This window comes from Streptomyces sp. NPDC060028 (genome assembly GCF_042736725.1).
Taxonomy (GTDB): Bacteria; Actinomycetota; Actinomycetes; order Streptomycetales; family Streptomycetaceae; genus Streptomyces.
This window is the reverse complement of the sequence record NZ_JBHWVJ010000089.1, coordinates 1-23,367: the sequence shown is the minus strand read 5'-3', so window position 1 is coordinate 23,367 and position 23,367 is coordinate 1. Positions and strand designations below refer to the sequence as shown.

Genomic DNA, 23,367 nt, shown 5'->3' with positions numbered 1-23,367 from the left:
GCGCGTGTTCCGGCCCGCCGGGCCGGGCACACCGCCCGTATGAGCAGTGGTGTGGTCCTGTTGCTGGTCTACGTCGGGGGCGTTTTCCTCTGGTTCCTGATCGAGGTGATCCGTCATCCCCCGCGGCACGGCGGCGAGGAGAACGACGGCGTGGCCGACGAGGTCTGAGGACGCCGGTCAGGAGAGCTTGCCGCCGTAGTCCGGGAGCTTGACGGTGCGTTCGGCGTGGCCGCCGACGAGGTCGCTCGCGTTGTTGCCGATGTTGGCGATGATCGTGTAGCCGCGCGCCTCGATCTCGGCCCGCTTGGCCGTCTTGTACGCACTGACCTCGCCGAAGAGCGCGGGCAGGTCCCGCACGTACAGCCCCGAGACCGGGTAGCCGACGGCCTTGAGGTTGCGCTCGGTGAGGGAGTACACGATCCCCGGCCGGGCGGTGACGAAGAAGATCGCCACGCCGCGGTCGTTCGCGTACCGGGTCAGCTCGCGCACCTTGGAGATCGCCGGGGTCGGGAAGGTCCAGAACCAGTGGAAGTCCGTCTCCAGCGACGAGTTGTCGATGTCGAGGACGATCGCGGGCTTCTCACCGGGCTGCGAGGCCGCGATGCGCTGCTCGATCGCGGGGCGGGCCGCGTCGATCACGGCGGCGACGTCACGCTGCCAGGTGGCGTAGTCGATGCCGAGGATCGCGGCGTTGCCGCCGGGCGCGGACGCCGAAGCCGAAACCGAAGCCGAAGCCGAAGCGGATACGGCTGATACGGCGGGTGCGGAGGCGGGGGCTGCCTGGGCGGCGGCGGCCGGGACCAGCGCCAGGACGGCGGCCGCGGCTGCCACCGCGGCGGCGGCGGTGCGGGTCGAACGGGTGCGGCGGGTGCTGCGCATGGGGGACGCTCCTCGGTCACGCATTGGCATGTACGCGACCACACTGGACAATCGCCGCCGCCATGTCTACTGGCTGGTAAGTAACTTTTCGTGGCCGGGCGGTGAATCCCCGCTACGTATCGCACTCCAGGACCGTGCGGCACAGCCCGCACCGCGCCCGCACGGGCCCGCGGACCGGCAGGCGCAGACGCTGCCCGCACACCGGGCAGGGAAAGCTCACCCGCAGGTCCGCGCCCCGCCCCTCGAAGCGGTACGCCGCTGCGCGCCCCGCGGCGGCGCCGGCCCGGCGGTCCATCGCGTAGCGCAGGCGCTCGGCGCGGCCCGCGGCGGCCAGCGGGGCCCGGCGCAGGTCCCGGGCGGCCCGGGCGCGGCCGCGCACGTAGGCCTCGTACGCCTGAGGGCTGGTGAACCAGGTGGACGGGTCCTCGCCGAGGAGGCTCCCGCGCTTGGCGAGGACGTAGCCGAACTCCTCCGGGGTGAGGTAGCCGAGCTTCTGGTGGGTGAGCGCGTCCTCGCGGTAGGCGTCGAGCAGCAGCCATCCGACGCCGAGGTAGGCGGCGGCGGTGTCGGTGAGGATCTCGTTGGCTGCGGTGGTGGGCAGACGCAGATCCAGCCGGTGCAGCAGGACGTGCGTGACCTCGTGGGCGAGGGCGGCGGCCAGATCCCGGCGGTGGGTGCGGAAACGGTCGTTGACCTCGATGAAGTACTCCGGTCCGGCGGCCAGTTCCACGGTCGCCGCCTCCGTCATCGGCCGGAAGGAGACCACCATGCGCGCGTCGGGGAGGTGGAGCGCGCGGACCATCGCGGAGGCCACCCGGTGGGCCCCGAGGTGGAGGTCCTCGGTGTCCTCGAAGGCCGCGTCGGCGGGGGAGAAGGGGGTCTCGTAGGCGCGTATCCCCTCGTGGGACAGTCGCCGGAACAGTGCGGTGATCGAGGCGCGCACGGTTTCCAGATGCGCAAATCCGTGCTGGACCGGGCTGTTGTGCCTGCCGTTGTCCGTCATGCGGGCCCCCTCGCGGCAAACCCTGGCGCCCGTGCCCGGAGTTGTCCGAAAACGCGTTCTTGTCGTCCTTCGCGTGGGCGTTGTGACATGGACACGTCATTCACCCGATGACGCGCACGGCCCAACCCCCCACGAAAGGCAGCGTGTCGACTGTGACCACCCTTGCCCGATTCCTCAAGCGCACCCTCGCCGTCGGCGCGGTCGCCCTCGCGGCCGTCAGCCTCCAGCCCGGCTCCGCCACCGCATCCACCGCACCCGTCGTCGGCGGCACCCGCGCCGCCCAGGGCGAGTTCCCCTTCATGGTCAGGCTCTCCATGGGCTGCGGCGGCGCCCTCTACACCCAGCAGATCGTCCTCACCGCCGCCCACTGCGTGAACGGCTCCGGCAACAACACCTCCATCACCGCAACCGCCGGAGTCGTCGACCTCAACAGCTCCAGCGCCATCAAGGTCAAGTCCACCAAGGTGCTCCAGGCCCCCGGCTACAACGGCAGCGGCAAGGACTGGGCGCTGATCAAGCTCGCCAAGCCCATCAACCTGCCCACCCTCAAGATCGCCGACACCAAGGCCTACGACAACGGCACCTTCACCGTCGCCGGCTGGGGCGCCGCCCGCGAAGGCGGCGGCCAGCAGCGGTACCTCCTCAAGGCAACCGTCCCCTTCGTCTCCGACGCCGCCTGCCAGAGCGCGTACGGCAGCTCCCTCGTGCCCGCCGAGGAAATCTGCGCCGGCTTCGACGAGGGCGGAGTCGACACCTGCCAGGGCGACTCCGGCGGCCCGATGTTCCGCCGCGACAACGCGAACGCCTGGGTCCAGGTCGGCATAGTCAGCTGGGGCGAGGGCTGTGCCCGCGCCGGCTACCCCGGCGTCTACACCGAGGTCTCCACCTTCGCCGCGGCGATCAAGAGCGCGGCCGCGGGCCTCTGATCCCGTCTGGTCCTCCGGTCCCGTCTGATCCTCTGGTCCCGTCTCGTCCTCGTCCTTCCGGCCTCGCTGACCAGGGCCGGAAGGATGACGTGTCGTGCCCCGTATATCCGTAAAGTCGACTTCAGCGCCGCGAGGCCGGAAGACCGCTGTCCCTGCCTCGCCACACCCTCCCGACGATCCGCGGTGCGGTTGCGGGCCGACGCCCGCACAGGTCCCAGGGGAAGGACCCACCAGGTGGGTGATCTTCGAGAGCCAGCCGGACATCGAGGTCGTCGCCGACGTCGTCGACGGCGAAGCCGCACTCGAAGCCGTCGCCGCACACCGGCCGGACGTACTCCTCCTCGACATCCGGATGCCGAGGCTCGACGGACTCGAAGTCACCCGGCGACCCTCCGGCCAGGACGGCCCGCGCATCGTCATCGTCACCACCTTCGACCTCGACGAGTACGTCCACGCCGCACTCCACGGCGGCGCGTCCGGCTTCCTCCTGTAAGACGCGAGCCCGGCCATGCTGGTTGAAGCGGTCCGGGCGGCAGCCGTCGGCGACTCGCTCGTCTCGCCCGCCATCACCGTACGGCTGCTGCGCGAGATGGCCCCCCCCCGCATCCCCGCCGAACCCCTGACCGAGCGGGAACGCGACGTCGTACGGTGCCTCGCGCGCGGCCTGACCAACGCGGAGATCGCCGGCGAGCTCTTCGCCTCCCTCTCGTCCAGGCCAAACTGGACGCCCGTAACCGCGTCGAAATCGCCGCCTGGGCCTGGGAAAGCGGCCTGCCCGGCAGCCCGACGTGACGCCGCCTCCCTTGGGCGGCGCATTGCGGGCAGGCGGCACCAGCCAAAATCAGCCCCGCCGGCGTTTGAGGCGCGGGGTCCGGGCCCCCGCCCCCGGCCCGGGGGGCGCGCGCCCCCCCCCCCCCCGAAGCGTGCCCGCAGCGGCTCCGACGGCCCCGGCCCCCACGGGCGCGGCTCCCACGGGCGCGGCCGACGCCGCCACGGCCGACGCCGGTGCAGCCCCGCGCCCGGGGCCCCGTACCGCTGGCGCAGGCAGCCCGCGCCCGGGGCCCCGTACCGCTGCCGCAGGCAGCCCGCGGGCGGGGCCCCGTACCCGCGGGCTGCCCACCGGCATCGTCGTCGAGGCCCGCGCCGCCCGCTTCACCAAGGTCTCCGCCGAACGCGCCGCCGAGACCTTCGGCCGCGTCGAGACCGCCGGCGACGAGGCCCTCGGCTCCATGCGCCGCCTCGTCAAGATCCTGCGCGAGAGCGACGGCGACACCACCGGCCCCGCAGCCGGCGGCCCCGGCGCCACCGCCCCCGTCGCCGGCCTCGCCGACATCCGCGTACTCACGCAGCGCTTCGCCGTCACCGGCCCGCCCGTGGTCCTCTACGTCCAGGAAGACCTCGCCGAACGCCTCCCCGCCCACGTCGCCGCCACCGCCGTACGGATCGGCCCGCGCACCGTCCCCGCCGGCCTGGAGGTCCGCATCGCAGACGACGGCGGCCGCGCCGCCGAACTCTCCGACCAGGCCCGCGGCGGCTACGGCCTCGCCGGCATGGCCGAGCGCGCCGAGGCCATCGGAGGCTCCCTCACCGCCGGACCGGCCCCCGAAGGCGGCCGGCTCGGCACCGCGACCCTGCCCCTGTAGGGACCAACCCGTCTCACTGGCCGACTGGCCGAAGAACCACCGCCGACCTCCGCGTATTCTCGGGACCCATGAACAACAGGAACACCGACATCGACGAGAACGCCGCCGCCGAGCTGGTGCGCCTGCGCGACAGCATCGACAACATCGACGCGGCCGTGATCCACATGCTCGCCGAGCGCTTCAAGTGCACCCAGCAGGTCGGCTACCTCAAGGCCCAGCACCACCTGCCCGCAGCCGACCCCAGCCGCGAGGCCCGCCAGATCGCCCGGCTGCGCCAGCTCGCCGAGAACGCCAAACTCGACCCGGCCTTCGCCGAAAAACTCCTCAACTTCATCATCGCCGAGGTCATCCGCCACCACGAGACGATCGCTGCGGGCGAAGAATAGAACCCTGGGGCCCGGAGCCGTTTTCCGGCAGCATGAGCCCCATGTCCGCACTGACGCGCAACGAAGCGCAGCTCCGAGCCCAGCTCCTCGACGTCCGCCACTACGCCGTCGCCCTCGACCTCACCGGCGGCGACGAGACCTTCGACTCCACCACCGTCATCCGCTTCGCCGCGCGCACCGCCGGCGACACGTTCGTGGAGCTGAAACCGGACGAACTGCGCTCCGCCGAGCTCGACGGCCACCCCGTCGACCCGGCCACCCTCGCCGGCAACCGCCTCCCGCTCACGGGCCTCACCCAAGGCACCCACGAGCTGCGGATCAACGCCCGCATGCGCTACTCCCGCACGGGCGAAGGCCTGCACCGCTTCACCGACCCCGCGGACGGGGAGGCGTACGTCTACACCCAGATGTTCATGGACGACGTCCAGCGCGTCTTCCCCGCCTTCGACCAGCCCGACCTGAAGGCCGTCTTCGAGTTCACCGTCACCGCGCCCGCGCACTGGACCGTCCTCGCCAACGGCATCACCACCCGCACCGGCGACCGCGAGGGCGACGGCGCCGGCATCTGGCAGTCCGCCGCGACCCCCGTCATCTCCACCTACCTCGCGGCCGTCGCCGGCGGCCCCTGGCACAGCATCCGCACCGAGCACGCCGGACTGCCGTTCGCCATCCACTGCCGACAGTCCCTCGCCCCCCACATGAACGCGGACGCCGACGAAATCCTCTCCGTCACGACCGACTGCTTCGACCGCTACCACGAGAAGTTCACCGAGCCCTACCCCTTCGACTCCTACGACCAGGCGTTCGTCCCCGAGTTCAACGCCGGCGCCATGGAGAACCCCGGCCTCGTCACCTTCCGCGACGAGTTCATCTACCGCTCCGCCGTCACCGACACCGAACGCCAGACCCGCGCCATGGTCATCGCCCACGAGATGGCCCACATGTGGTTCGGCGACCTCGTCACGCTGCGCTGGTGGGACGACATCTGGCTCAACGAGTCCTTCGCCGAGTACATGGGCTACCAAACCCTCACCGAAGCCACCCGCTTCACCGAGACCTGGACCGACTTCGGCGTCACCCGCAAGTCCTGGGGCTACGACGCCGACCAGCGCCCCTCCACCCACCCCGTCGCGCCCGACCCCGACGCCGTGCCCGACACCGCCTCCGCCCTCCTCAACTTCGACGGCATCTCCTACGCCAAGGGCGCCTCCGCGCTGCGCCAACTCGTCGCCTGGCTCGGCGAGAAGGACTTCCTCGCCGGCATCAACACCCACTTCGCCCGCCACAAGTTCGCCAACGCCTCCCTCGCCGACTTCGTCGACTCCCTCGCCGCACACACCGACCGCGACGTCCACGCCTGGGCCGAGGCGTGGCTGCGCACCACCGGCATCGACACGCTCACCCCGCGGATCGAGGTGAGCTCCGGAGGTTCGGGCGGCGAGGGAGGTCCGGGCGGCGCGGGCGGCGCGGGAGGCGCCGGAGGCTCGGAAGATTCGGGCGGCGCCGCCGGCTGGACCCTCACCGTCGACCGCCAGGGCAGCCGCCCCCACCGCATCGCCGCCAGCCTCCACGACCACGCCCCGGACGGCGCCCTCGAACTGCGCGAGACCATCGACCTCGACATCCCGAGCGACGAGATCCTGTCGGTGAGCGGCCCCCGCCCCGCCCTCCTCGTCCTCAACGACGGCGACCTCACCTACGCCAAGATCCGCCTCGACGAGGACTCCCTCGAAACCGCCCTGCGCGGCCTCTCCCGCATCGCCGACCCGCTCACCCGCGCCGTCGTCTGGAACTCCCTGCGCGACATGGTCCGCGACGGCGAACTCGCCCCCGAGGACTACCTGGCCACCGCCGGCGCCCACGTACCCGCCGAGGCCGACCTCGCCATCGTCCAGGGCGTCCTCACCTTCGCCCGCACCCAGGTCGCGGACCGCTACGTCGCCCCCGAGCAGCGCGCCGCGGCGCTCGCCGTCATCACCTCCATCGCCCGCGACCTGCTGCGGCGCACCGAAGACGGCTCGAACCCGGGGCTGCGGCTCGCCGCCGTACGCGTCTTCATCGACAGCGCCACCCAGCCCGACACCCTCACCGCCTGGCTCGCCGACGGCTCCGTCACCGGCGGCCCCGAACTCGACCCCGAACTGCGCTGGCGCATCCTCGCCCGGCTCTCCGTCCTCGGCGCCGTCGGGGAGGCCGAGATCGACGCCGCCCTCGCCGCCGACCCCAGCGCCACCGGGGAGGAGGGCGCGGCCCGCTGCCGCGCCGCCCTCCCCACGGCGCAGGCCAAGGAAGCCGCCTGGCAGCGGCTCTTCCACGACGACACCCTGTCCAACTACGTCTTCACCGCCACCGCCCATGGCTTCTGGCAGCCCGAACAGGCCGACCTCCTACGGGGCTACGTCGCCCGCTACTACCCCGAGGCCGTGTCCCTCGCCGCCCGCCGCGGCCCGGCCATCGGCGACGCCGCGGGCCGCTGGGCCTTCCCGGGCCACGCGGTGGACGAGGCCAACCTCCAGGCCGGCCACGCCTGCCTGACCACCCCCGACCTCCTCCCCAGCCTCCGCCGCCAACTGGCCGACCACCTCGCGGACCTCGCCCGAGCCCTCCACGTCCGCAACCCCTGACCCCCGAACCCCGGCAGCCCGTCGTCTCCGCCTGCGGCGGCACCCCCCGCCCCCGGTGGGGCCTGGTCCGGGAACGGGCGGCCCCCGCACCCCCGGTGGGACGTGGTCCGGCACCCCGCCTGGGGGGCAGGGCCGCGCCGCCTGCGGGACTTGACCCCGCGCCCTGTGGCGTCTGGCCCACCTGCGGGGCCCGGCCCTGCACCCGCCTGTGGGGGCCTGACTCGCCTGCGGGGGCGGCCGGGCCGGCACCCGCCTGTGGGGCCGGGGCCCACACCCGCCTGTGACGCTGACTCGCCTGCGGGGCCGGGTACGGCACCCCGCCTGGGGGGCCGGGCCGCGCCGCCTGCGGGAGTTGGCCCCGCGCCCTGTGGCGTCTGGCCCCTGCGGGGCCCCGGCCCTGCACCCGCCTGTGGGGCCTGACCCGCCTGCGGGGCCGGGCCGGCACCCGCCTGGGGCAGGGCCGCGCCGTCTGAGGGCTGGGTCCCACACCCCTGTGGGGCCTGGCCCGCCTGTGGGGCCCCGACCCCGCACCCCTCTGCGGTGCTTGACTCGCCTGCGGAGCCAGGCCGCACCGCCTGGGGGCTGGGTCCCGCACCCCTGTGGGGCCTGGCCCCGCACCCGCCTGTGGCGCCTGACTGGCCTGTGTCCCGCGCCCGCACCGCCTGTGGTGCGGCGGGCCGGCACCGCCGGTGGGGCCTTGCGCCGCAGCGCATGCGCGCCCGGCCCCGCGGCTCCTGGTGCCGTCGGCCGGCGGTGTCGCCAGCGGGGCCCGGACCCGCCTCTGGGGCCGGTCGGCGATGCCCGGCTGTGGTGCCCCGGGTTCGGACCGCCGGTGGCGCCGTGGCGCCCGGTCCCGCGTGGCCCCTGGCGCCGCCGGTCGGCGATGCCCGCCCGTGGGGCCTGACTCGCCTGCGGCGCCCCGCCCGGACGGCCGGTAGGCCGGGCCCCATGGCCTCAGGTGCAACCCCTCTGCGGGGGCAAGCCCCGTACCACCTGCCCCGCATGGGTCCAGGGGCCACCGGCCGTAGGCCCCCGCTCGCCCGGCCGTGGCTCCAGGGCACCGCGGCCAATGGCGCCACCCGGGGTGCCCAGCCCCGCACGACCGGTGGTGGGCGCCCGCTTGCGGGGCCCGGACTCGCACCGCCGCCCGCGGGGCCCCCGCAGCAGCCCGCAGGGCCCGGCCCCCGCAATCCCCGGCCGAGGCAGCGGCATCGGCCGTGAGGCGACGGGACGCCGATTCGGACAAATCCCGGCGGTTACCCCATTCGGGTCTGATCGTTGTACCGGTCGGGTGCCCGCCCCGTCAGCGGAGCAACGCCCGCCGCCAGGCGGCACCGCACCGCCGCCCCGTTCCCGTGAGGACACCGCATGACAGCGCCGCCCGGCCCCGGCACACCGCCCCCGCTCGCCGGCGGCCGCGCGGGCGCCCACGCCCTGCGGCCCCTGCTCGACACCGTCCTGGAGGCACTGCACAGCGGAGCCCAAGCGCGCGGCGGACCCCTGCCGGCCGGCGGCCCCGGCGCCCTCGCCGCCCGCGTCCAGGCCGAACTGGGCACCGTACTCCCCGACCACGGACACGGCGACCACGAAGCACTGCGGACCCTCGTACACACCCTCACCGCCGGCGCGGCCGACCCCGCCGACCCGCTCTGCGCAGCCCACCTGCACTGCCCGCCCCTCGCCGTCGCGGCCGCCGCCGACCTCGCCGCCAGCGCCCTCAACCCCTCCCTCGACTCCTGGGACCAGGCCCCCGCCGCCTCCGCGATCGAAACCATGGTCACCCGCGCACTGGCCGCCGAGTTCTACACCACCCCCCACGCCGACGCCATCCTCACCACCGGCGGCACCGAAGCCAACCAACTGGCCCTCCTGCTCGCCCGCGAACGCCACGGACCCCACCTCACCGTCCTACACGGAGCCAACGCCCACCACTCCATCCCCCGCGCCGCCTGGCTCCTCGCACTGCCCCCCGCCAAAGCCCTGCCGACCCCCACCGGCACCCTCGACCCCGCCACCCTCGCCGAGGCCCTCGCCACCACCCCCGGCCCCGTCCTCGTCACCGCCACCGCCGGCACCACCGACGCCGGACTCATCGACCCCCTCGCCGACCTCGCCGACCTCTGCGACCGGCACGGCAACGCCGACCTCCACATCGACGCCGCATACGGCGGCCTCCTCGCCCTCAGCCCCCGCCACCGCACCAAACTCACCGGCCTCACCCGCGCCCGGTCCATCACCCTCGACCTGCACAAACTCGGCTGGCAGCCCATCGCCGCCGGACTCCTCGCCGTCCCCGACACCGCCCTGCTGGCCCCCCTCGCCCACCAGGCCGACTACCTCAACGCCCCCGACGACACCGAAGCCGGACTCCCCGACCTCCTCGGCCGTTCCCTGCGCACCACCCGCCGCGCCGACGCCTTCAAAATCGCAGCCACCCTGCGCTCCCTCGGCCGCGACGGCCTCACCCACCTCGTCGACCGCACCTGCGACCTGGCCGCCCAGTTCGCCCGCCTCCTCGAAGCACACCCCGCCTTCGAACTCCACGCGGCGCCCACCATCAGCACCGTCCTGTTCCGCCCCACCCACGCCGACGACACCCGGCTCGCCGCCCTGCGCCGCACCCTCCTCCTCGACGGCAGCGCCGTCCTGGGCCGGGCGACCGCAGACGGCCGCCTGTGGCTCAAAGCCACGCTGCTCAACCCCCACACCACGCCGGGGGACCTGGACGCCCTCGTGAACCTCCTGGAAGGCAGCACCCACCGATGACCGCCCAGCTCGATGCACCCCACGACCTTGTCGGAATCGGCATCGGCCCCTTCAACCTCTCCCTCGCCGCCCTCGCCCACGGGCTGCCCCAACAGGGTGCGGGTGAACTCGCCACCGCCTTCTACGACCAGCGCCGCGACTTCCGCTGGCACCCCGGGCTCCTCATCGAAGGAGCCACCCTCCAAGTCCCCTTCCTCGCCGACCTCGTCACCCTCGCCGACCCCGCCAGCCCCTGGTCCTTCCTCAGCTACCTCAAGCACAAGGAACGACTCTTCCCCTTCTACTTCGCCGAGCAGTTCCACATCCAGCGCGCCGAGTACGACGCCTACTGCCGCTGGGTCGCCGGCCGCCTGCCCGGACTCCACTTCGGCCACCAGGTCGACGCCGTCCGCTGGAACCCCGAACGAGACGTCTTCGAAGTCGACTTCATCCAACTCGACGCCGGCGGGGAAGCCGAAGCCCTCGGCCGCACCCACACCCGCAACCTCGTCCTCGGCGTCGGCACCGCCCCCTACATCCCCGAACCCCTGCGCCCCCTCGCCGAAGCCCCCACCGTCCCGGTGATCCACTCCGCCGAATACCTCGACAACCGGCAACGCATCCTCGGCGCGGACCACGTCACCGTCATCGGATCCGGCCAGTCCGGCGCCGAAGTCTTCCTCGACCTGCTCCGCTCCCGCCCCGCCGGCCGCGAACGCCTCACCTGGCTCGCCCGCACCCCCTCCTTCGCCCCCATGGAGTACTCCAAGCTCGGCCTGGAACACTTCACCCCCGACTACACCCGCTACTTCCACTCCCTGCCCGAACCCGTCCGCGACCGGCTCGTCCCCGCCCAATGGCAACTCCACAAGGGCATCGACGCCGACACCATCGCCGCCATCCACGAAGAGCTCTACCGCCGCACCCTCGACGGCAGCTGGCCCGACGCCGTCCTCACCCCCGGAGTCAGCGTCCGCACCGCCGGCCGCGTCGCCACCAGCAAGGTCGAACTCCACCTCGAACACGGGGAACAAGGCACCCGCTCCCGCCTCACCACCGACGCCGTGATCCTCGCCACCGGCTACCAGGAGCGCCCCCTCGGCCGTCTCCTCGCAGGCCTCGACCCCTACCTGCGCAAAGACTCCTCCGGCCGCCCCCGCATCGACGACCGCTACCGGATGATCACCGACCCCGCCGTCACCGGCAGCATCTTCGTCCAGAACGGCGAACGCCACACCCACGGCGTCGGAACCCCCGACCTCGGCCTCGCCGCCTGGCGCAGCGCCGCCATCCTGAACACCCTCACGGGCAAAGAGCCCTACCCCCAGCCCACCCGCACCGCCTTCACCACCTTCGGCCTCGACCAGCGGGAACACACCCGCCCCCAGCCGGCCGGCGAACTGCTCCCACTGGTCGAACACCCCTAGTGCTCAAGAAGGCGACGGCTAGAACACCGGTATCCCGGCCCGCGTCAGCCGCCAGTCCACCGACGCGAACTGCGCCGGGTCGATCGTCCCCTTCGCCTTCACCCACTGGATGATCGTGTTACGGATCTCGTCCGAATTCGCCCACACCTGCCGGGCCTGCGGCACATGCGGGAAGTTCCCGCCACCGGAAGCCCGGTAGTTGTTCACCGCCAACACGAACTGCGCCGCCGGATCGACCGCCTTCCCCTGGAAGGACAGCCCCGTGATCCGCGAACCCGCCGGCTGCGCGATGTCGATGTCATACGTCAGCCCGTACACAGCGTCGTAGTTGTAGTCCGGCGTGTTCTCCGCGTTCGTCAGCTTCGCCGGATCCACCACATCACCCGGCGCGGTCTGCACGTAATACCTCGCCGAGTACTCCAGGTACGCCCTCACCTGCGCGCCCGTCAGCAGCCGCGCCTCCAGCGTGTTCTCGAACGGGTACAACCCCGCCGCGTCCTTGAGCGTCACCTGGCCGGCCGGGATCGACGCCGTCCGCGAGAAACACGACGCCTGCGACAGCACCGGCAGCGCCGCCCACTCCGTACCCGCCAGCGCGGCCTTCACCGTCTCCGCCTGCACATGACTGATCAAGTCGATGATCGCCACGTCCTTGACCGGACCGTCCGCCGAGGACATCGCCTGCGTCGAGGTCCCGATCACCTGGTTGACGTACGTCACGACCTTGCGGTGCTCGTCCGACAGCAGCCGGGTGATCTTCGGGTCCTCCGCAGCCGTGTTGGAGTTCAGCACCCGAGCCGACACCTTCGCCACCGACCAACAGCCCTTGGCCCACGTCAGCTCGAAGTCGAACAGCGTCAGACGCTGCCCCCACTTGAGCGGCTCCGACAGGACCACGTCCTTGCCCGTCGCCTTGTTCTTCACCCGGTACTCCGGGATCTCCGTGTGCGCGTGCCCCACCAGGATCGCGTCGATCCCCGGCACCTGCTCGGCCACCAGACCCGCCGCGTTCTCGACGTACGGAAGCTGGTCCCCGTAGCTCGACGTACCGCTCGACCCCGAATGCGCCGAAACGATCACCACGTCCGCACCCATCGAACGCAGCCGCGGCACGTACTTCGCCGCCTGCTCCTCCAGACCGGGGAACGTCATCTTCCCCTGCACATTCGCCTTGTCCCAGATCGCGATCCCCGGGTTCGTCAGCCCCAGCACCGCCACCTTCACATCGCGCCCGTGCGGGGTCCGCAGCCGGTGCATGCTGTACGGCGCGAACGCCGGCCGCTGCGTCTTGGCATCCAGCGCATTGGCCCCCAGCAGCGGGAAATCGCACTGCTCCTCGAACTTGCGCAGCACCGGAATGCCGTAATTGAACTCGTGGTTGCCCAGCGCCGCCGCGTCATACCCGATCGCGTTCATCGCCTGAGCCATCGGATGCACCGGGCCCCGCCGCGCGGTGATCGGGTCCACCTTCGCGTAGTAGTACGACAACTGCGTGCCCTGAATGGTGTCACCGGCATCGATCAGCAGCGTGTTGCACCGCCCCTTCTCCGCACGCACCTGATCCACCAGAGTGGAGATCTTCGCCAGACCGACGTCATTGTGCGCCTTGTCGTCGAACTCCTTGTCCGTGAAGTAATCCCAGTTGAAGACATTCCCGTGCAGATCGGTCGTCCCCATCACCGTGAACGAGTACGTCCGCGGCCCCGGCCCTCCCGATACGGGCTGTGCGGCGGCAGGGGTGCTCGTGGCCCCCGCCAACGCCACGCCCGCCCCGGTCGCAGCCGAGGTGCCCAGAAATGTCCTACGGTCGAACGCCATGCCATCTCCCCTTTTGAGGCGTGAACAACGCGCGTAGATTCTGACCCACCGGTAACAACCAGCAACACCCCCACCCGGGTTTCGATCCGATGACCACACCCCTACGAGCGACGGTGCGAGAGTGAAGCCATGACCCAGGACGCATCGCACCAGCCCTACGGAACCCCCGAAGTACCCCGCGTCGCCGTCCGCGGCGAAGCCCGCCTCGAAGTCGACCCCGAGATCGCCCGCATCGGGATCACCGTCAGCGCCCGCGGCACCGACCGCCGCACCGCACTCGAAGACCTCACCCGCCGCAACAACACCGTCCTCGACCTCGTCAAAAGCTACGGCGACCCCGTAGAGAACATCGAAACCGGCGCCTTCTCCATCACCCCCGAACTCACCCGCCACGGCCGCGGCGAACGCATCCGCGCCTACCACGGACGCGTCCACATCACCGCCGAACTGAACGACTTCACCACCCTCGGCGAACTCACCACCCGCCTCGCCGACCTCGAACTCACCCAGGTGGACGGCCCCTGGTGGGCCCTGCGCCCCACCTCACCCGCCCACGGCGAAGCCCGCCGCCAAGCCGTACTCGAAGCCGTCCAGCGAGCCCGCGAATACGCCGCCGCCCTCGGTGCCCACCTCGCCGCACTCGTCGAACTCGCCGACCTCGGCGCCGAGAACGCCCTCCCCTTCCAGGGAGCCCCCGGCGCCGGAATGCGCACCATGGCCTTCAGCGCGTCCGAAGACGCCGGCCCCCCGCCACTCGACCTTGAACCCCAGCGCCAGACCGTCTACGCGCAGGTGAACGCCCGCTTCACGATGACCCCTCCCCAGCTCTGATCGTGCCGTCCTAGAAGCCCGCATTCGGCGCTCCGGGGGTGCTCATCAGAGCACCCCCATGCACATTCAACAATTGTCAACAACCTTTTGCTCAAAGGTTGTTGAGTGGACACTCGGAACCAATTTCCTACTCCCTGGTAGGGGCATACGCTCGCCTCATGCGCCGAGCGAAAATCGTATGTACCCTGGGCCCCGCCACCGACTCATACGACCAGATCAAAGCCCTGGTCGAAGCCGGAATGGACATCGCCCGATTCAACCTCAGCCACGGCAGCTACGCCGACCACGAGGAGCGCTACCACCGCGTACGCAAGGCCTCCGACGAAACCGGCCGCAGCGTCGGCATCCTCGCGGACCTTCAAGGCCCGAAGATCCGCCTCGGCCGCTTCCGCGAAGGACCCGTACTCCTTGAACGCGGTGACGAGTTCACCATCACCGTCGAAGACCACGAAGGCGACCGCCACACCTGCGGCACCACCTACAAAGGCCTCGCCGCAGACGTCACCACCGGCGAACGCATCCTCGTCGACGACGGCCGCGTCACCCTCCAAGTCGTAGCGGTAGACGGCCCCCGCGTCCGCACCCTCGTCATCGAAGGAGGCATGGTCTCCGACAACAAGGGACTCAACCTCCCCGGCGTCGCAGTCTCCGTACCCGCCCTCTCCGAAAAAGACATCGAAGACCTCCGCTGGGCCCTGCGCACCGGCGCCGACGTCATCGCCCTCTCCTTCGTCCGCAGCGGCAGCGACATCGAAGACGTCCACCGCATCATGGACGAAGAAGGCCGACGACTCCCCGTCATCGCCAAGATCGAAAAGCCTCAGGCAGTCGAAAACATCGACGACATCGTCGCCGCCTTCGACGGCATCATGGTCGCCCGCGGCGACCTCGGCGTCGAAATGCCCCTGGAACAAGTCCCCATCGTCCAGAAGCGCGCCGTCAAGCTCGCCAAACGCAACGCCAAGCCCGTCATCGTCGCCACCCAAATGCTCGACTCGATGATCGACAACTCCCGGCCCACCCGCGCAGAAGCCTCCGACGTCGCCAACGCCGTCATCGACGGCACCGACGCCGTCATGCTCTCCGGCGAAACCAGCGTCGGCAAATACCCCGTCGAAACCGTCCGCACCATGTCCCGCATCGTCGAAGCCGCCGAGGAAGACATCCTCGCCAAGGGCCTCCCCCCACTCACCGACCGGAACAAGCCCCGCACCCAAGGCGGCGCAGTCGCCCGCGCCGCCGCCGAAATGGGCGACTTCCTCGGCGCCAAATTCCTCGTCGCCTTCACCCAAAGCGGAGACACCGTCCGCCGGCTCTCCCGCTACCGCTCACCCATCCCCCTCCTCGCCTTCACCCCAGACCCCTCCACCCGCTCCCAGCTCAACCTCACCTGGGGCGTCGAAACCTTCCTCGGCCCCCACGTCGACTCCACCGACGCCATGGTCGCCCAGGTCGAAGAAGAACTCCTGCGCATCGGCCGCTGCGTCCCCGGCGACATCGTCGTGATCACAGCCGGCTCGCCCCCCGGCGTCACCGGATCCACCAACCTCGTCCGCGTCCACCACATCGGTGACGCCGTCCGATAACACCAGCCACACCCAGCGGGAACGGCACCAGCCGTTCCCGCGCGGTCACGGCCCACCGCCGAGACCGCCCGCAACCGTCGCCGGCACCCCGGCTACAGCACCTCACGTATAAGACGGGCCGCCGCAGGCAACTCAGGCCGACTCCCACCCGTACTGGGAACATGCCCACCCGACGCAGTCACCCGCGCCTCGGCGCCCAACTCCTTCACCAACCGCATCACATGCTCCGCCGTCCGCTCACCCGTCACCGGGTCATCCGCCGCATGCAACACCCGAAACTCCCGCGCCGCCCGACGAATCCGCCGCCAGTCGAACTCCGGCGAGAAGAACGGCACCAGCGCGTCATAACCCACCTCGCCGGCCATCGACGCCACGAACACCACCCCCGCGAACGCCCCCTCGGCCGCCGTGTCGTGCCGCTGAAGCAAACGCAGCACATTCACCCCGCCCGGGCTGTGCCCCACCAGCACCGTCTCGCCCGCCGGAGCCCCCCGCGCCTCCGCCTCCGGCGCGAACGGCTCCGGGAAGTCCGGCACCACCACCTCGTGCCCCTCGGCCGAGAACTCCTCCGCCACGGACCCGTACCAGTGCTCGTCACCGGTCATGCCGTACCCCTGCGCGATCACGATCCCGCTCATGACTGAACCCCCCTGATCAATCGAAACGCTACGCAGCGTTTCGATAAAACGGTAGGGCTATCGTGAAGCCGTGTCAACCACTCCCCAGAACCCCAACCAGCCACCCCGCACCGGCGGCCGCCTCCGCAACGAAGACGCACACCACTCCGTCCTCGAAGCCACCGCCGCACTCCTCGTAGAAAACGGCTACGGCGCCCTCACCATCGAAGGCGTCGCCAAGCGCGCCAACGTCGCCAAAAGCACCGTCTACCGCTGGTGGAAATCCAAGCCCGCCCTCGTCATGGACGCCTACACCCACGAAACCGCCACCCGCGTCCCCGAACCCGACACCGGCAGCCTCACCGGCGACCTCACCGCCTTCGTCACCGACCTCTACCGCATCGGCAACGACCCCGTCCGCACCAAAGCCCTCACCGGCCTCATGGCCGAAGCCCAACTCGACCCCGCCTTCACCGACCCCTTCCGCGCCTGGGCCGCCACCCGCCGCGAAATCCTCCGCACCCTCCTCACCCGCGCCGTCACCCGCGAGGAAATCCCCGCCGACACCGACCTCGACCACACCGCCGACCTGATCTTCGGCCCCTTCTGGTACCGCCTCCTCATCGCCCACGCCCCCCTCGACCCCACCGACGCCGAAGCCCACGTCTCACGCGTCCTCAACGGGATCCGAGGAACCGCCTGACCGTTGGCGGGGGCTAGTACTTGGGGCCGATGTGCGCGTCCATGAGTGCGACGGATTCCTTGCGGGCGACGGACACGTTGAACGGGTCGCTGCCCCGGGCCAGCACCGTCCACTGGACGCCGACCTTGGTGAGCGTGTCGGTACAGAGCTTGCGGATGTCGTCCGACTTGTTGGTGAAGAAGTACCGGGGGTACTCGTAGCGCTTCTTCACGCCGCCGACCACGCGGGTGGTCCAGTTGGTGATGCGACACCCGTCGGAGTGGATCAGCCCCCGGATGAACTCCCAGGGATGGGCATCGACGATCTCTTGCTGCCACCCTTCGAGGGCGATCCGCCGCTCGTGCTTCTTGCCGGGCCCGTGCTGCGGGAACAGGCACGTCCAGTGACGCCCGTAGCTGGTGACGGCAACGCAGCCTTCGCGCTGCAGGACAGAAGCCTTGTCGGTCGGCCGGACCGCCAGGATCGCTGCGCGGCACTGCTCGATGAGGCCCGGCCACGCGTCCGCACACACGATGCGGAGGTAGTGCCCGCCGCGCGGGTGGGGGCTGATGCAGCCGTCACCGAGATAGAGGCCAAGTAGATATGCGTAGGCGGCGGAGTCCGCCGGAGCCGAGCAGGCGGTTTGGTTCAGTCGGGGGAGAGGCTCGATGCGGTGTTGCCAGGCGCGCAGAGCGGAGCGGGATATCCCCGTTTCCCTACTGACCGAGTTCAGGCTGCGGTCGGTGCCGAGCAGGGTGAGCGCATAGCGCCGAGTTGCCAGATCGTACATACGGACGACACTGGGAAAAATCTTCCGCCCATGAGTGCACTTTCCAGCGGATTCCCCTGAAAGGGGGATACCTGGCGGCTGCAGCGTGACCTTGGAATTCGAGGAAAGGTGCCCCAGGTGGGATTCGAACCCACACTGTCCGCTGTTTGAGAGCGGCCTCTCTGACCAGTTGGAGTACTGGGGCCTAAGAAACGAAGGATTGCGGGAACCCTGCGTGACACCACCTTACAGGAGCTGGGTAGGCTCGGGGGAGCTGTTATGCCCCGCAAAGAGGAGCCTTCGTGACCGCCGAGCACGAGTCGACGCCCATGCCCGACGCCGACCAGTCGCACGTTCCGCCGTTGACGACGCGTGTCGTCATCGCCGAGGACGAGGCGCTCATCCGTCTCGACCTCAAGGAGATGCTCGAGGAGGAGGGGTACTCCGTCGTCGGCGAGGCCGGGGACGGGCAGAAGGCCGTCGAGCTCGCCCGTGAGCACCGGCCCGACCTGGTCATCCTCGACGTGAAGATGCCCGTCCTGGACGGCATCTCCGCCGCCGAGAAGATCGCGGAGGAGTCCATCGCCCCCGTGCTCATGCTCACCGCGTTCTCGCAGCGCGACCTGGTCGAGCGGGCGCGGGACGCCGGGGCCATGGCGTACCTCGTGAAGCCGTTCAGCAAGAGCGACGTCGTGCCGGCCATCGAGATGGCCGTCTCGCGCTTCGCGGAGCTGAAGGCGCTGGAGAAGGAGGTCGCGGACCTCTCGCTGCGGCTGGAGACCCGCAAGCTGGTCGACCGTGCCAAGAGCATCCTGCAGACGCAGTACGGGCTGTCGGAGCCGGCCGCGTTCCGGTGGATCCAGAAGTCGTCCATGGACCGTCGGATGTCCATGCAGCAGGTCGCCGAGGTGGTCATCGAGGACGCCGAGGCGAAGAAGAAGGACGGCGGCAAGTAGGCAGCGGACATGCGTGAGGCCCGCCTCCCCCCGAGGGGAGGCGGGCCTCACGTGTTGGTGCGTCCTAGTCCTCGCCGAGGTACGCCTTGCGGACGTCCTCGTTGTGGAGGAGCTCCTGGCCGGTGCCGGAGAGGACGATCTTGCCGATCTCCATCACGTGGGCCGTGTCGGCCAGTGAGAGGGCGGCCTGGGCGTTCTGCTCGACGAGCAGGATCGTGGTGCCGGTCGCCTTGAGTTCGGCGATGGTGGCCATGATCTTCTGCATCATGAGCGGGGAGAGGCCCATGGAGGGCTCGTCCAGCATGAGCAGCTTGGGCTGGCACATGAGGGCGCGGCCCATGGCGAGCATCTGCTGCTCGCCGCCCGAGAGGGTGCCGGCGGCCTGCTTGCGGCGCTCTCCCAGGATGGGGAAGAGGTCGTAGGCGCGCTGGATGTCCTTCTCGATGCCTTCCTTGTCGCTGCGCAGGAAGGCGCCGAGCTGGAGGTTCTCGGCGATCGTCAGCCGGGGGAAGATGTGGCGTCCCTCGGGGGAGTGGGCCAGCTTCATGGCGACGATCTTGTGGGCGGGTACGCCGGCCAGCGGCTTGCCGTCGAAGGTGACGCTGCCGGAGGTGGGCTTGAGGAGCCCGGAGAGGGTGCGCAGGGTGGTCGTCTTGCCGGCGCCGTTGGTGCCGACGAGGCAGACGATTTCGCCCTCGTTGACTTCGAAGGAGATTCCCTTGACGGCTTCGATCTTGCCGTAGGCGACTTTGAGGTCTTCGACCTTGAGCAGTGCGGTCACTTGGCCTCTCCTTCCGTGCTGGTCGTGCCCGTGGTGCCGGTGGTGCCCGTGGTGCTGTCGGCGTCCGCCTCGGCCTCCGCGTCGGCGTCCGCCTCGGCCTCCGCCTCGGCCTCCGCGTCCGCGGCTGCTTCCGCGTGGGCTTCGGCGGCCTCGACCTCGGCGACTTCTTCCTCGCCCGGGGCGCCCTCGAAGGGGGTGCCGAGGTAGGCGGCGATGACGCGTTCGTCGCCCTGGACTTCGGCGGCGGTGCCCTCGATGAGCTTTTCGCCCTGGACGAGGCAGGCGACGCGGTCGCAGAGGTTGAAGATGAAGCGCATGTCGTGCTCGATGACGAGTACGGCGATGCCCATGTCGCGGATGGCGAAGATGAGTTCTTCGGCGGTGCGGGTTTCCTGCGGGTTCATGCCGGCGGTGGGCTCGTCCAGGAGGATGAGGCCGGGGTCGCTGGCGAGGGCGCGGGCGATTTCGAGCTTGCGCTGTTCGCCGTAGGGGAGGTTCTTGGCGAGGTGCCCGGCCTTGTGCCGGAGCCCGATGAACTCGAGGAGTTCCATGGCCCGTGCTTCGCTGGCGGCTTCGGCCTTCTTGAAGCCGGGGCCGCGCAGGATGGCGGACCAGAGGCCTTCCTTGGTGCGGGTGTGGCGTCCGACGAGGACGTTCTCCAGCACGGTCATGTTGTGGAAGAGCCGGATGTTCTGGAAGGTGCGGGCGACGCCTGCTGCGGTGACCTTGTGGGGCGTGGGCGGCAGGACGGTGCCCTTGTAGCTGACGGTTCCCTCGGTGGGGACGTACAGCCCGGTGAGGCAGTTGAAGAAGGTGGTCTTGCCGGCGCCGTTGGGGCCGATGAGGCCGACGATCTCGCCCGCGTTGACCTTGAGGTCGACGCCCTTGACGGCGGTGAGGCCGCCGAAGCGCATGGTGACGCCGCTGGCTTCGAGGACGGTGGTCGTGGTGGTGGTGTCTGTGGTCGTCATGGTGTTCACGCCCCCGCCTTGGCGGTGGCCAGGTCCGTGGGGGCCTGGTCAGCGGTGTCGTCGTGGTACTCGAGCTGCGCCCGCTTGTTGGCGATGAGGCCTTCGGGGCGGAAGCGCATGAGCAGGATGAGGGCGATGCCGAAGGCGAGGAGCTGGTAGTCCTGGAGGAAGGCCAGCTTCGCCGGGATCAGGAAGAGCAGTGCGGCGCCGAGGATGGGGCCGCGGATGGTGCCCATGCCGCCGAGGATGACGGCGGCGAGCAGGAACGCGGAGTTCGGCGGGACGGGCCCGGCGAAGACGTAGTTCTCGGGGACGACCGTGCTGTTGACGTGTGCCTGGACGGTGCCGGCGAGGCCGGCGAGGGTGGCGCCGAGGGCGAAGGCGATGAGCTTGACCTTGAAGCCGTTGATGCCCATGGCTTCGGCGGCGGTCTCGTCCTCGCGGATGGCGACCCAGGCGCGGCCGATGCGGCTGTTGCCGGCTCGGGCGAAGATCAGGATGACCAGGGCCATGACGAGCAGCATCAGGAAGTAGTAGTTGGCGTAGGCGCCGAGGGTGACGCCGAGGACGTCGTGGGATTCCCCGAAGTTCCACCCGAGGATTTCGAGGTGGGGGATGTTGGGGATGCCGTTGGGGCCGTTGGTGATGTCCGGGCCGGAGTCGCCGTCGAGGTTGCCCATGGCGATGCGGAAGATTTCTCCGAAGCCGAGGGTGACGATGGCGAGGTAGTCGCCGCGCAGGCGGAGGGTCGGTGCGCCGATGACCACGCCGAAGACGAGCGAGGCGAGGGCGCCGACGATCATGGCCGCCCAGAAGGGGAGGCGGATGTCGAAGGCGGAGGCGGTGCTTCCGGAGACCAGCGCGGCCGTGTAGGCGCCGACGCCGAGGAAGGCGACGTAACCGAGGTCGAGGAGGCCGGCGAGGCCGACGACGACGTTGAGGCCGAGGGCGACGGTCGCGAAGATCAGGATGTTGACCGCGATGAGCGTGTAGGTGTCGCCGCTCTGCTGGATGAAGGGGAAGGCGACCGCGGCGGCCGCGGTCCCCATGAGGGTGACCTGGCGGTTGTTCGCGGTGATGGCGCTGAAGCGGTCCAGGAGGCCGGACTTGAGCAGGGCGAAGGCCGCGAAGCCGATGATGATCAGGTAGGTGACGAAGAGCTGCGGTTCCTTGTCATCGGTGTCGATGCCGAAGGTGATGACGTAGAGACCGAGGGCGAAGACGCCGGTGATGATGAGGATCTCGGCCCAGGAGGGCAGCTTCTTGGCGGGGGCCGCCTTGTGGCTGTCGTCGGGGAGCTTGTACGCGGCCAGGGCCGGGATGAGCGAGCCGGCCAGGGCGACGTAGGCGCCGGGCTCCAGGTTGACGACGCCGCCGAGCACCGTGGCGATGGAGATGACGGTGAACCAGGTGCCGACGAGGGTTCCCAGCGCGAGGATCCACACGGGCTTGCGGGCGCCGGTGGGGGCGAGCCAGCGCAGGCCCTTGACGCCGAGCGCGGAGAGCGCGTAGGCGGCGGTGAGGAGGGCGCCGATCAGGCTGAGGGCCTGGATGGGGGCCGGGCTGCCGTAGTACGTCAGGTCGCCGGGGAATTCGGCGGTCCACGTCCATGCGAGGAAGGCGCTGACGACGGTGAGCAGGCTGCCGCCGATGACGGTGTAGAGCAGGGCGGCGGGGGCGGTGCCCTGCTTGGCCGGGGCGGTCTGCGGGGTGGTGTTGGTGGTCATGGTTCTCACGCCCGATCCGCGACGCGCTCACCGAGCAGGCCTTGTGGCCGCACGAGGAGGACGACGATGAGGAGTACGAACGCCCAGACGTTGGACCAGGCTCCACCGCCGAGCTGCTGCATGCCGGGGATGTCTTCGATGTAGGCGATCGAGAGGGCTTCGGCGAGGCCGAGGACGATGCCGCCGACCATGGCGCCGTAGATGTTGCCGATGCCGCCGAGGACGGCTGCGGTGAAGGCCTTGAGGCCGAGGATGAAGCCCATCTCGAAGTTGATCTGGCCCTTGTCGAGGCCGTAGGCGACGGCGGCGACGGCGGCGAACGCGGCACCGATGGCGAAGGCCATGACGATGATGCGGTCGGTGTTGATGCCCATCAGCTTCGCGGTGTCGGGGTCCTGTGCGGTGGCCTGCATGGCGCGGCCGCTGCGGCTCTTGGAGACGAAGATGCCGAGGGCGAGCATGCAGAGCGGGGCGAGGACGAGGACGAAGGCGTCGGCGCGCTGGATGGCGAGGCTGTCGGTGATCTTGAAGGCTTCACCCTTGAATTCGGGGAAGCTGACTGCCTTCTTGGCGTCCGGGTAGAACTGCCAGACGAGTTGCTGGAGCGCGATCGAGAGGCCGATTGCGGTGATGAGCGGGGCGAGCCGGGGTGCGCTGCGCAGGGGTCGGTACGCGAAGCGTTCGGCTGCGGTGGCTACGGCGACGGAGGCGAGTGCGCCTCCGACGATCATGACGGGTATCGCGATCAGCAGGGAGGTGCCGGTCGGGAGGGCGGTGTAGGCGGTGAGTGCGCCGAACCCGCCGATCATGAATATCTCGCCGTGGGCGAAGTTGATGAGCTGGACGATGCCGTAGACCATGGTGTACCCGATGGCGATGAGGCCATACAGGGCACCGAGGGCCAGGCCGTTGGCCAGCTGTTGCGGCAGTTCGTGCACCGCAGGGCCTCCGATGAGCGTGTCGGATAAGACTCCGCGCGAGGGCGCTGTTTGCGCC

The 23,367-nt window shown here is 70.5% G+C and carries 20 protein-coding genes, 1 tRNA gene and 1 pseudogene; 12 read left to right on the top strand and 10 right to left on the bottom strand.

Translation table 11 applies throughout. The annotated features are described in order from the left end of the window. The first annotated feature begins 39 nt into the window (after positions 1 to 39). The gene (locus tag ACFWBF_RS31185; protein ID WP_385607776.1) at positions 40 to 168 is read left to right on the top strand and encodes a hypothetical protein; all 129 of its coding nucleotides are present in this window, start codon (positions 40 to 42) and stop codon (positions 166 to 168) included. Positions 169 to 177: 9 nt separating this feature from the next. Here the strand turns inward: ACFWBF_RS31185 and ACFWBF_RS31180 are convergent, their stop codons facing one another. Beyond that, on the bottom strand, positions 178 to 879 hold the full coding sequence (locus tag ACFWBF_RS31180; protein WP_385607774.1) for an HAD family acid phosphatase: 702 nt from the start codon (positions 877 to 879) through the stop codon (positions 178 to 180). Between the two features lie 112 nt (positions 880 to 991). After that, positions 992 to 1,882: a hypothetical protein gene (locus tag ACFWBF_RS31175; RefSeq protein ID WP_385607773.1), complete on the bottom strand. Its 891-nt coding sequence runs from the start codon at positions 1,880 to 1,882 to the stop codon at positions 992 to 994. 107 nt (positions 1,883 to 1,989) lie between these two features. Here ACFWBF_RS31175 and ACFWBF_RS31170 point away from each other — a divergent pair, with 107 nt between their 5' ends. The 7 genes and pseudogenes from ACFWBF_RS31170 (at position 1,990) to ACFWBF_RS31140 (ending at position 11,633) form a co-directional block, all read left to right on the top strand. Further along, positions 1,990 to 2,808: a serine protease gene (locus ACFWBF_RS31170; RefSeq protein WP_385607771.1), complete on the top strand. Its 819-nt coding sequence runs from the start codon at positions 1,990 to 1,992 to the stop codon at positions 2,806 to 2,808. A gap of 238 nt (positions 2,809 to 3,046) precedes the next feature. Then, positions 3,047 to 3,600, top strand: a pseudogene (locus tag ACFWBF_RS31165) (response regulator). Positions 3,601 to 3,731: 131 nt separating this feature from the next. Next, positions 3,732 to 4,451: a sensor histidine kinase gene (locus ACFWBF_RS31160; protein ID WP_385607769.1), complete on the top strand. Its 720-nt coding sequence runs from the start codon at positions 3,732 to 3,734 to the stop codon at positions 4,449 to 4,451. A gap of 68 nt (positions 4,452 to 4,519) precedes the next feature. Then, on the top strand, positions 4,520 to 4,837 hold the full coding sequence (locus ACFWBF_RS31155) for a chorismate mutase (RefSeq protein ID WP_385231350.1): 318 nt from the start codon (positions 4,520 to 4,522) through the stop codon (positions 4,835 to 4,837). A 41-nt stretch (positions 4,838 to 4,878) separates the two neighbouring features. Then, positions 4,879 to 7,461 (top strand): aminopeptidase N, encoded by a 2,583-nt coding sequence (pepN, locus tag ACFWBF_RS31150; protein ID WP_385607767.1) that lies wholly within the window; start codon positions 4,879 to 4,881, stop codon positions 7,459 to 7,461. A 1,368-nt stretch (positions 7,462 to 8,829) separates the two neighbouring features. Continuing rightward, the gene (locus ACFWBF_RS31145; protein WP_385607765.1) at positions 8,830 to 10,227 is read left to right on the top strand and encodes a pyridoxal phosphate-dependent decarboxylase family protein; all 1,398 of its coding nucleotides are present in this window, start codon (positions 8,830 to 8,832) and stop codon (positions 10,225 to 10,227) included. Continuing rightward, entirely contained in the window at positions 10,224 to 11,633 is a 1,410-nt protein-coding gene (locus ACFWBF_RS31140; protein ID WP_385607764.1) for a lysine N(6)-hydroxylase/L-ornithine N(5)-oxygenase family protein, read from the top strand. The genes ACFWBF_RS31145 and ACFWBF_RS31140 overlap by 4 nt, the downstream gene beginning before the upstream one ends. Before the next feature lie 18 nt (positions 11,634 to 11,651). Here the strand turns inward: ACFWBF_RS31140 and ACFWBF_RS31135 are convergent, their stop codons facing one another. Next, positions 11,652 to 13,451 (bottom strand): 5'-nucleotidase C-terminal domain-containing protein, encoded by a 1,800-nt coding sequence (locus ACFWBF_RS31135; RefSeq protein ID WP_385607792.1) that lies wholly within the window; start codon positions 13,449 to 13,451, stop codon positions 11,652 to 11,654. Between the two features lie 129 nt (positions 13,452 to 13,580). Here ACFWBF_RS31135 and ACFWBF_RS31130 point away from each other — a divergent pair, with 129 nt between their 5' ends. Together ACFWBF_RS31130 and pyk are read left to right on the top strand one after the other, a co-directional pair. Next, positions 13,581 to 14,282, top strand: a complete 702-nt coding sequence (locus ACFWBF_RS31130) for an SIMPL domain-containing protein (RefSeq protein ID WP_385607762.1) — start codon at positions 13,581 to 13,583, stop codon at positions 14,280 to 14,282. A gap of 158 nt (positions 14,283 to 14,440) precedes the next feature. After that, positions 14,441 to 15,868: a pyruvate kinase gene (pyk, locus tag ACFWBF_RS31125; protein ID WP_385607760.1), complete on the top strand. Its 1,428-nt coding sequence runs from the start codon at positions 14,441 to 14,443 to the stop codon at positions 15,866 to 15,868. Between the two features lie 92 nt (positions 15,869 to 15,960). Here the strand turns inward: pyk and ACFWBF_RS31120 are convergent, their stop codons facing one another. Then, complete coding sequence (locus ACFWBF_RS31120; RefSeq protein ID WP_385607758.1) at positions 15,961 to 16,506, bottom strand: alpha/beta hydrolase; 546 nt, start codon at positions 16,504 to 16,506, stop codon at positions 15,961 to 15,963. A gap of 70 nt (positions 16,507 to 16,576) precedes the next feature. Between ACFWBF_RS31120 and ACFWBF_RS31115 the strand changes: the two genes are divergently transcribed. Then, positions 16,577 to 17,188: a TetR/AcrR family transcriptional regulator gene (locus ACFWBF_RS31115; protein ID WP_385607756.1), complete on the top strand. Its 612-nt coding sequence runs from the start codon at positions 16,577 to 16,579 to the stop codon at positions 17,186 to 17,188. 13 nt (positions 17,189 to 17,201) lie between these two features. Here ACFWBF_RS31115 and ACFWBF_RS31110 read toward each other — a convergent pair whose 3' ends face one another. Continuing rightward, positions 17,202 to 17,957, bottom strand: coding sequence for a transcriptional regulator (locus ACFWBF_RS31110; RefSeq protein WP_385607755.1), 756 nt, complete (start codon positions 17,955 to 17,957; stop codon positions 17,202 to 17,204). Between the two features lie 109 nt (positions 17,958 to 18,066). Beyond that, positions 18,067 to 18,141 (bottom strand) — tRNA-Leu (locus ACFWBF_RS31105). Positions 18,142 to 18,265: 124 nt separating this feature from the next. On the opposite strand from ACFWBF_RS31105, the gene ACFWBF_RS31100 reads away from it, so the two are divergent. Further along, positions 18,266 to 18,892, top strand: coding sequence for an ANTAR domain-containing response regulator (locus tag ACFWBF_RS31100; RefSeq protein WP_385607790.1), 627 nt, complete (start codon positions 18,266 to 18,268; stop codon positions 18,890 to 18,892). A gap of 64 nt (positions 18,893 to 18,956) precedes the next feature. Here ACFWBF_RS31100 and ACFWBF_RS31095 read toward each other — a convergent pair whose 3' ends face one another. The 4 genes from ACFWBF_RS31095 to ACFWBF_RS31080 are packed head-to-tail and all read right to left on the bottom strand — an operon-like array spanning position 18,957 to position 23,309. Continuing rightward, positions 18,957 to 19,673 carry an ABC transporter ATP-binding protein gene (locus tag ACFWBF_RS31095; protein WP_385607753.1) on the bottom strand — a complete coding sequence of 239 codons (717 nt, stop codon included), beginning with the start codon at positions 19,671 to 19,673 and terminating at the stop codon, positions 18,957 to 18,959. Then, a complete protein-coding gene (locus tag ACFWBF_RS31090) occupies positions 19,670 to 20,653 on the bottom strand; it encodes an ABC transporter ATP-binding protein (RefSeq protein ID WP_385607751.1) in 984 nt (327 codons plus the stop codon). Before ACFWBF_RS31090 ends, ACFWBF_RS31095 begins: the two co-directional genes overlap by 4 nt. After that, positions 20,650 to 22,371: a branched-chain amino acid ABC transporter permease gene (locus tag ACFWBF_RS31085; RefSeq protein WP_385607749.1), complete on the bottom strand. Its 1,722-nt coding sequence runs from the start codon at positions 22,369 to 22,371 to the stop codon at positions 20,650 to 20,652. Before ACFWBF_RS31085 ends, ACFWBF_RS31090 begins: the two co-directional genes overlap by 4 nt. A gap of 5 nt (positions 22,372 to 22,376) precedes the next feature. Then, positions 22,377 to 23,309 carry a branched-chain amino acid ABC transporter permease gene (locus tag ACFWBF_RS31080; protein WP_385607747.1) on the bottom strand — a complete coding sequence of 311 codons (933 nt, stop codon included), beginning with the start codon at positions 23,307 to 23,309 and terminating at the stop codon, positions 22,377 to 22,379. Positions 23,310 to 23,367 lie beyond the last annotated feature (58 nt).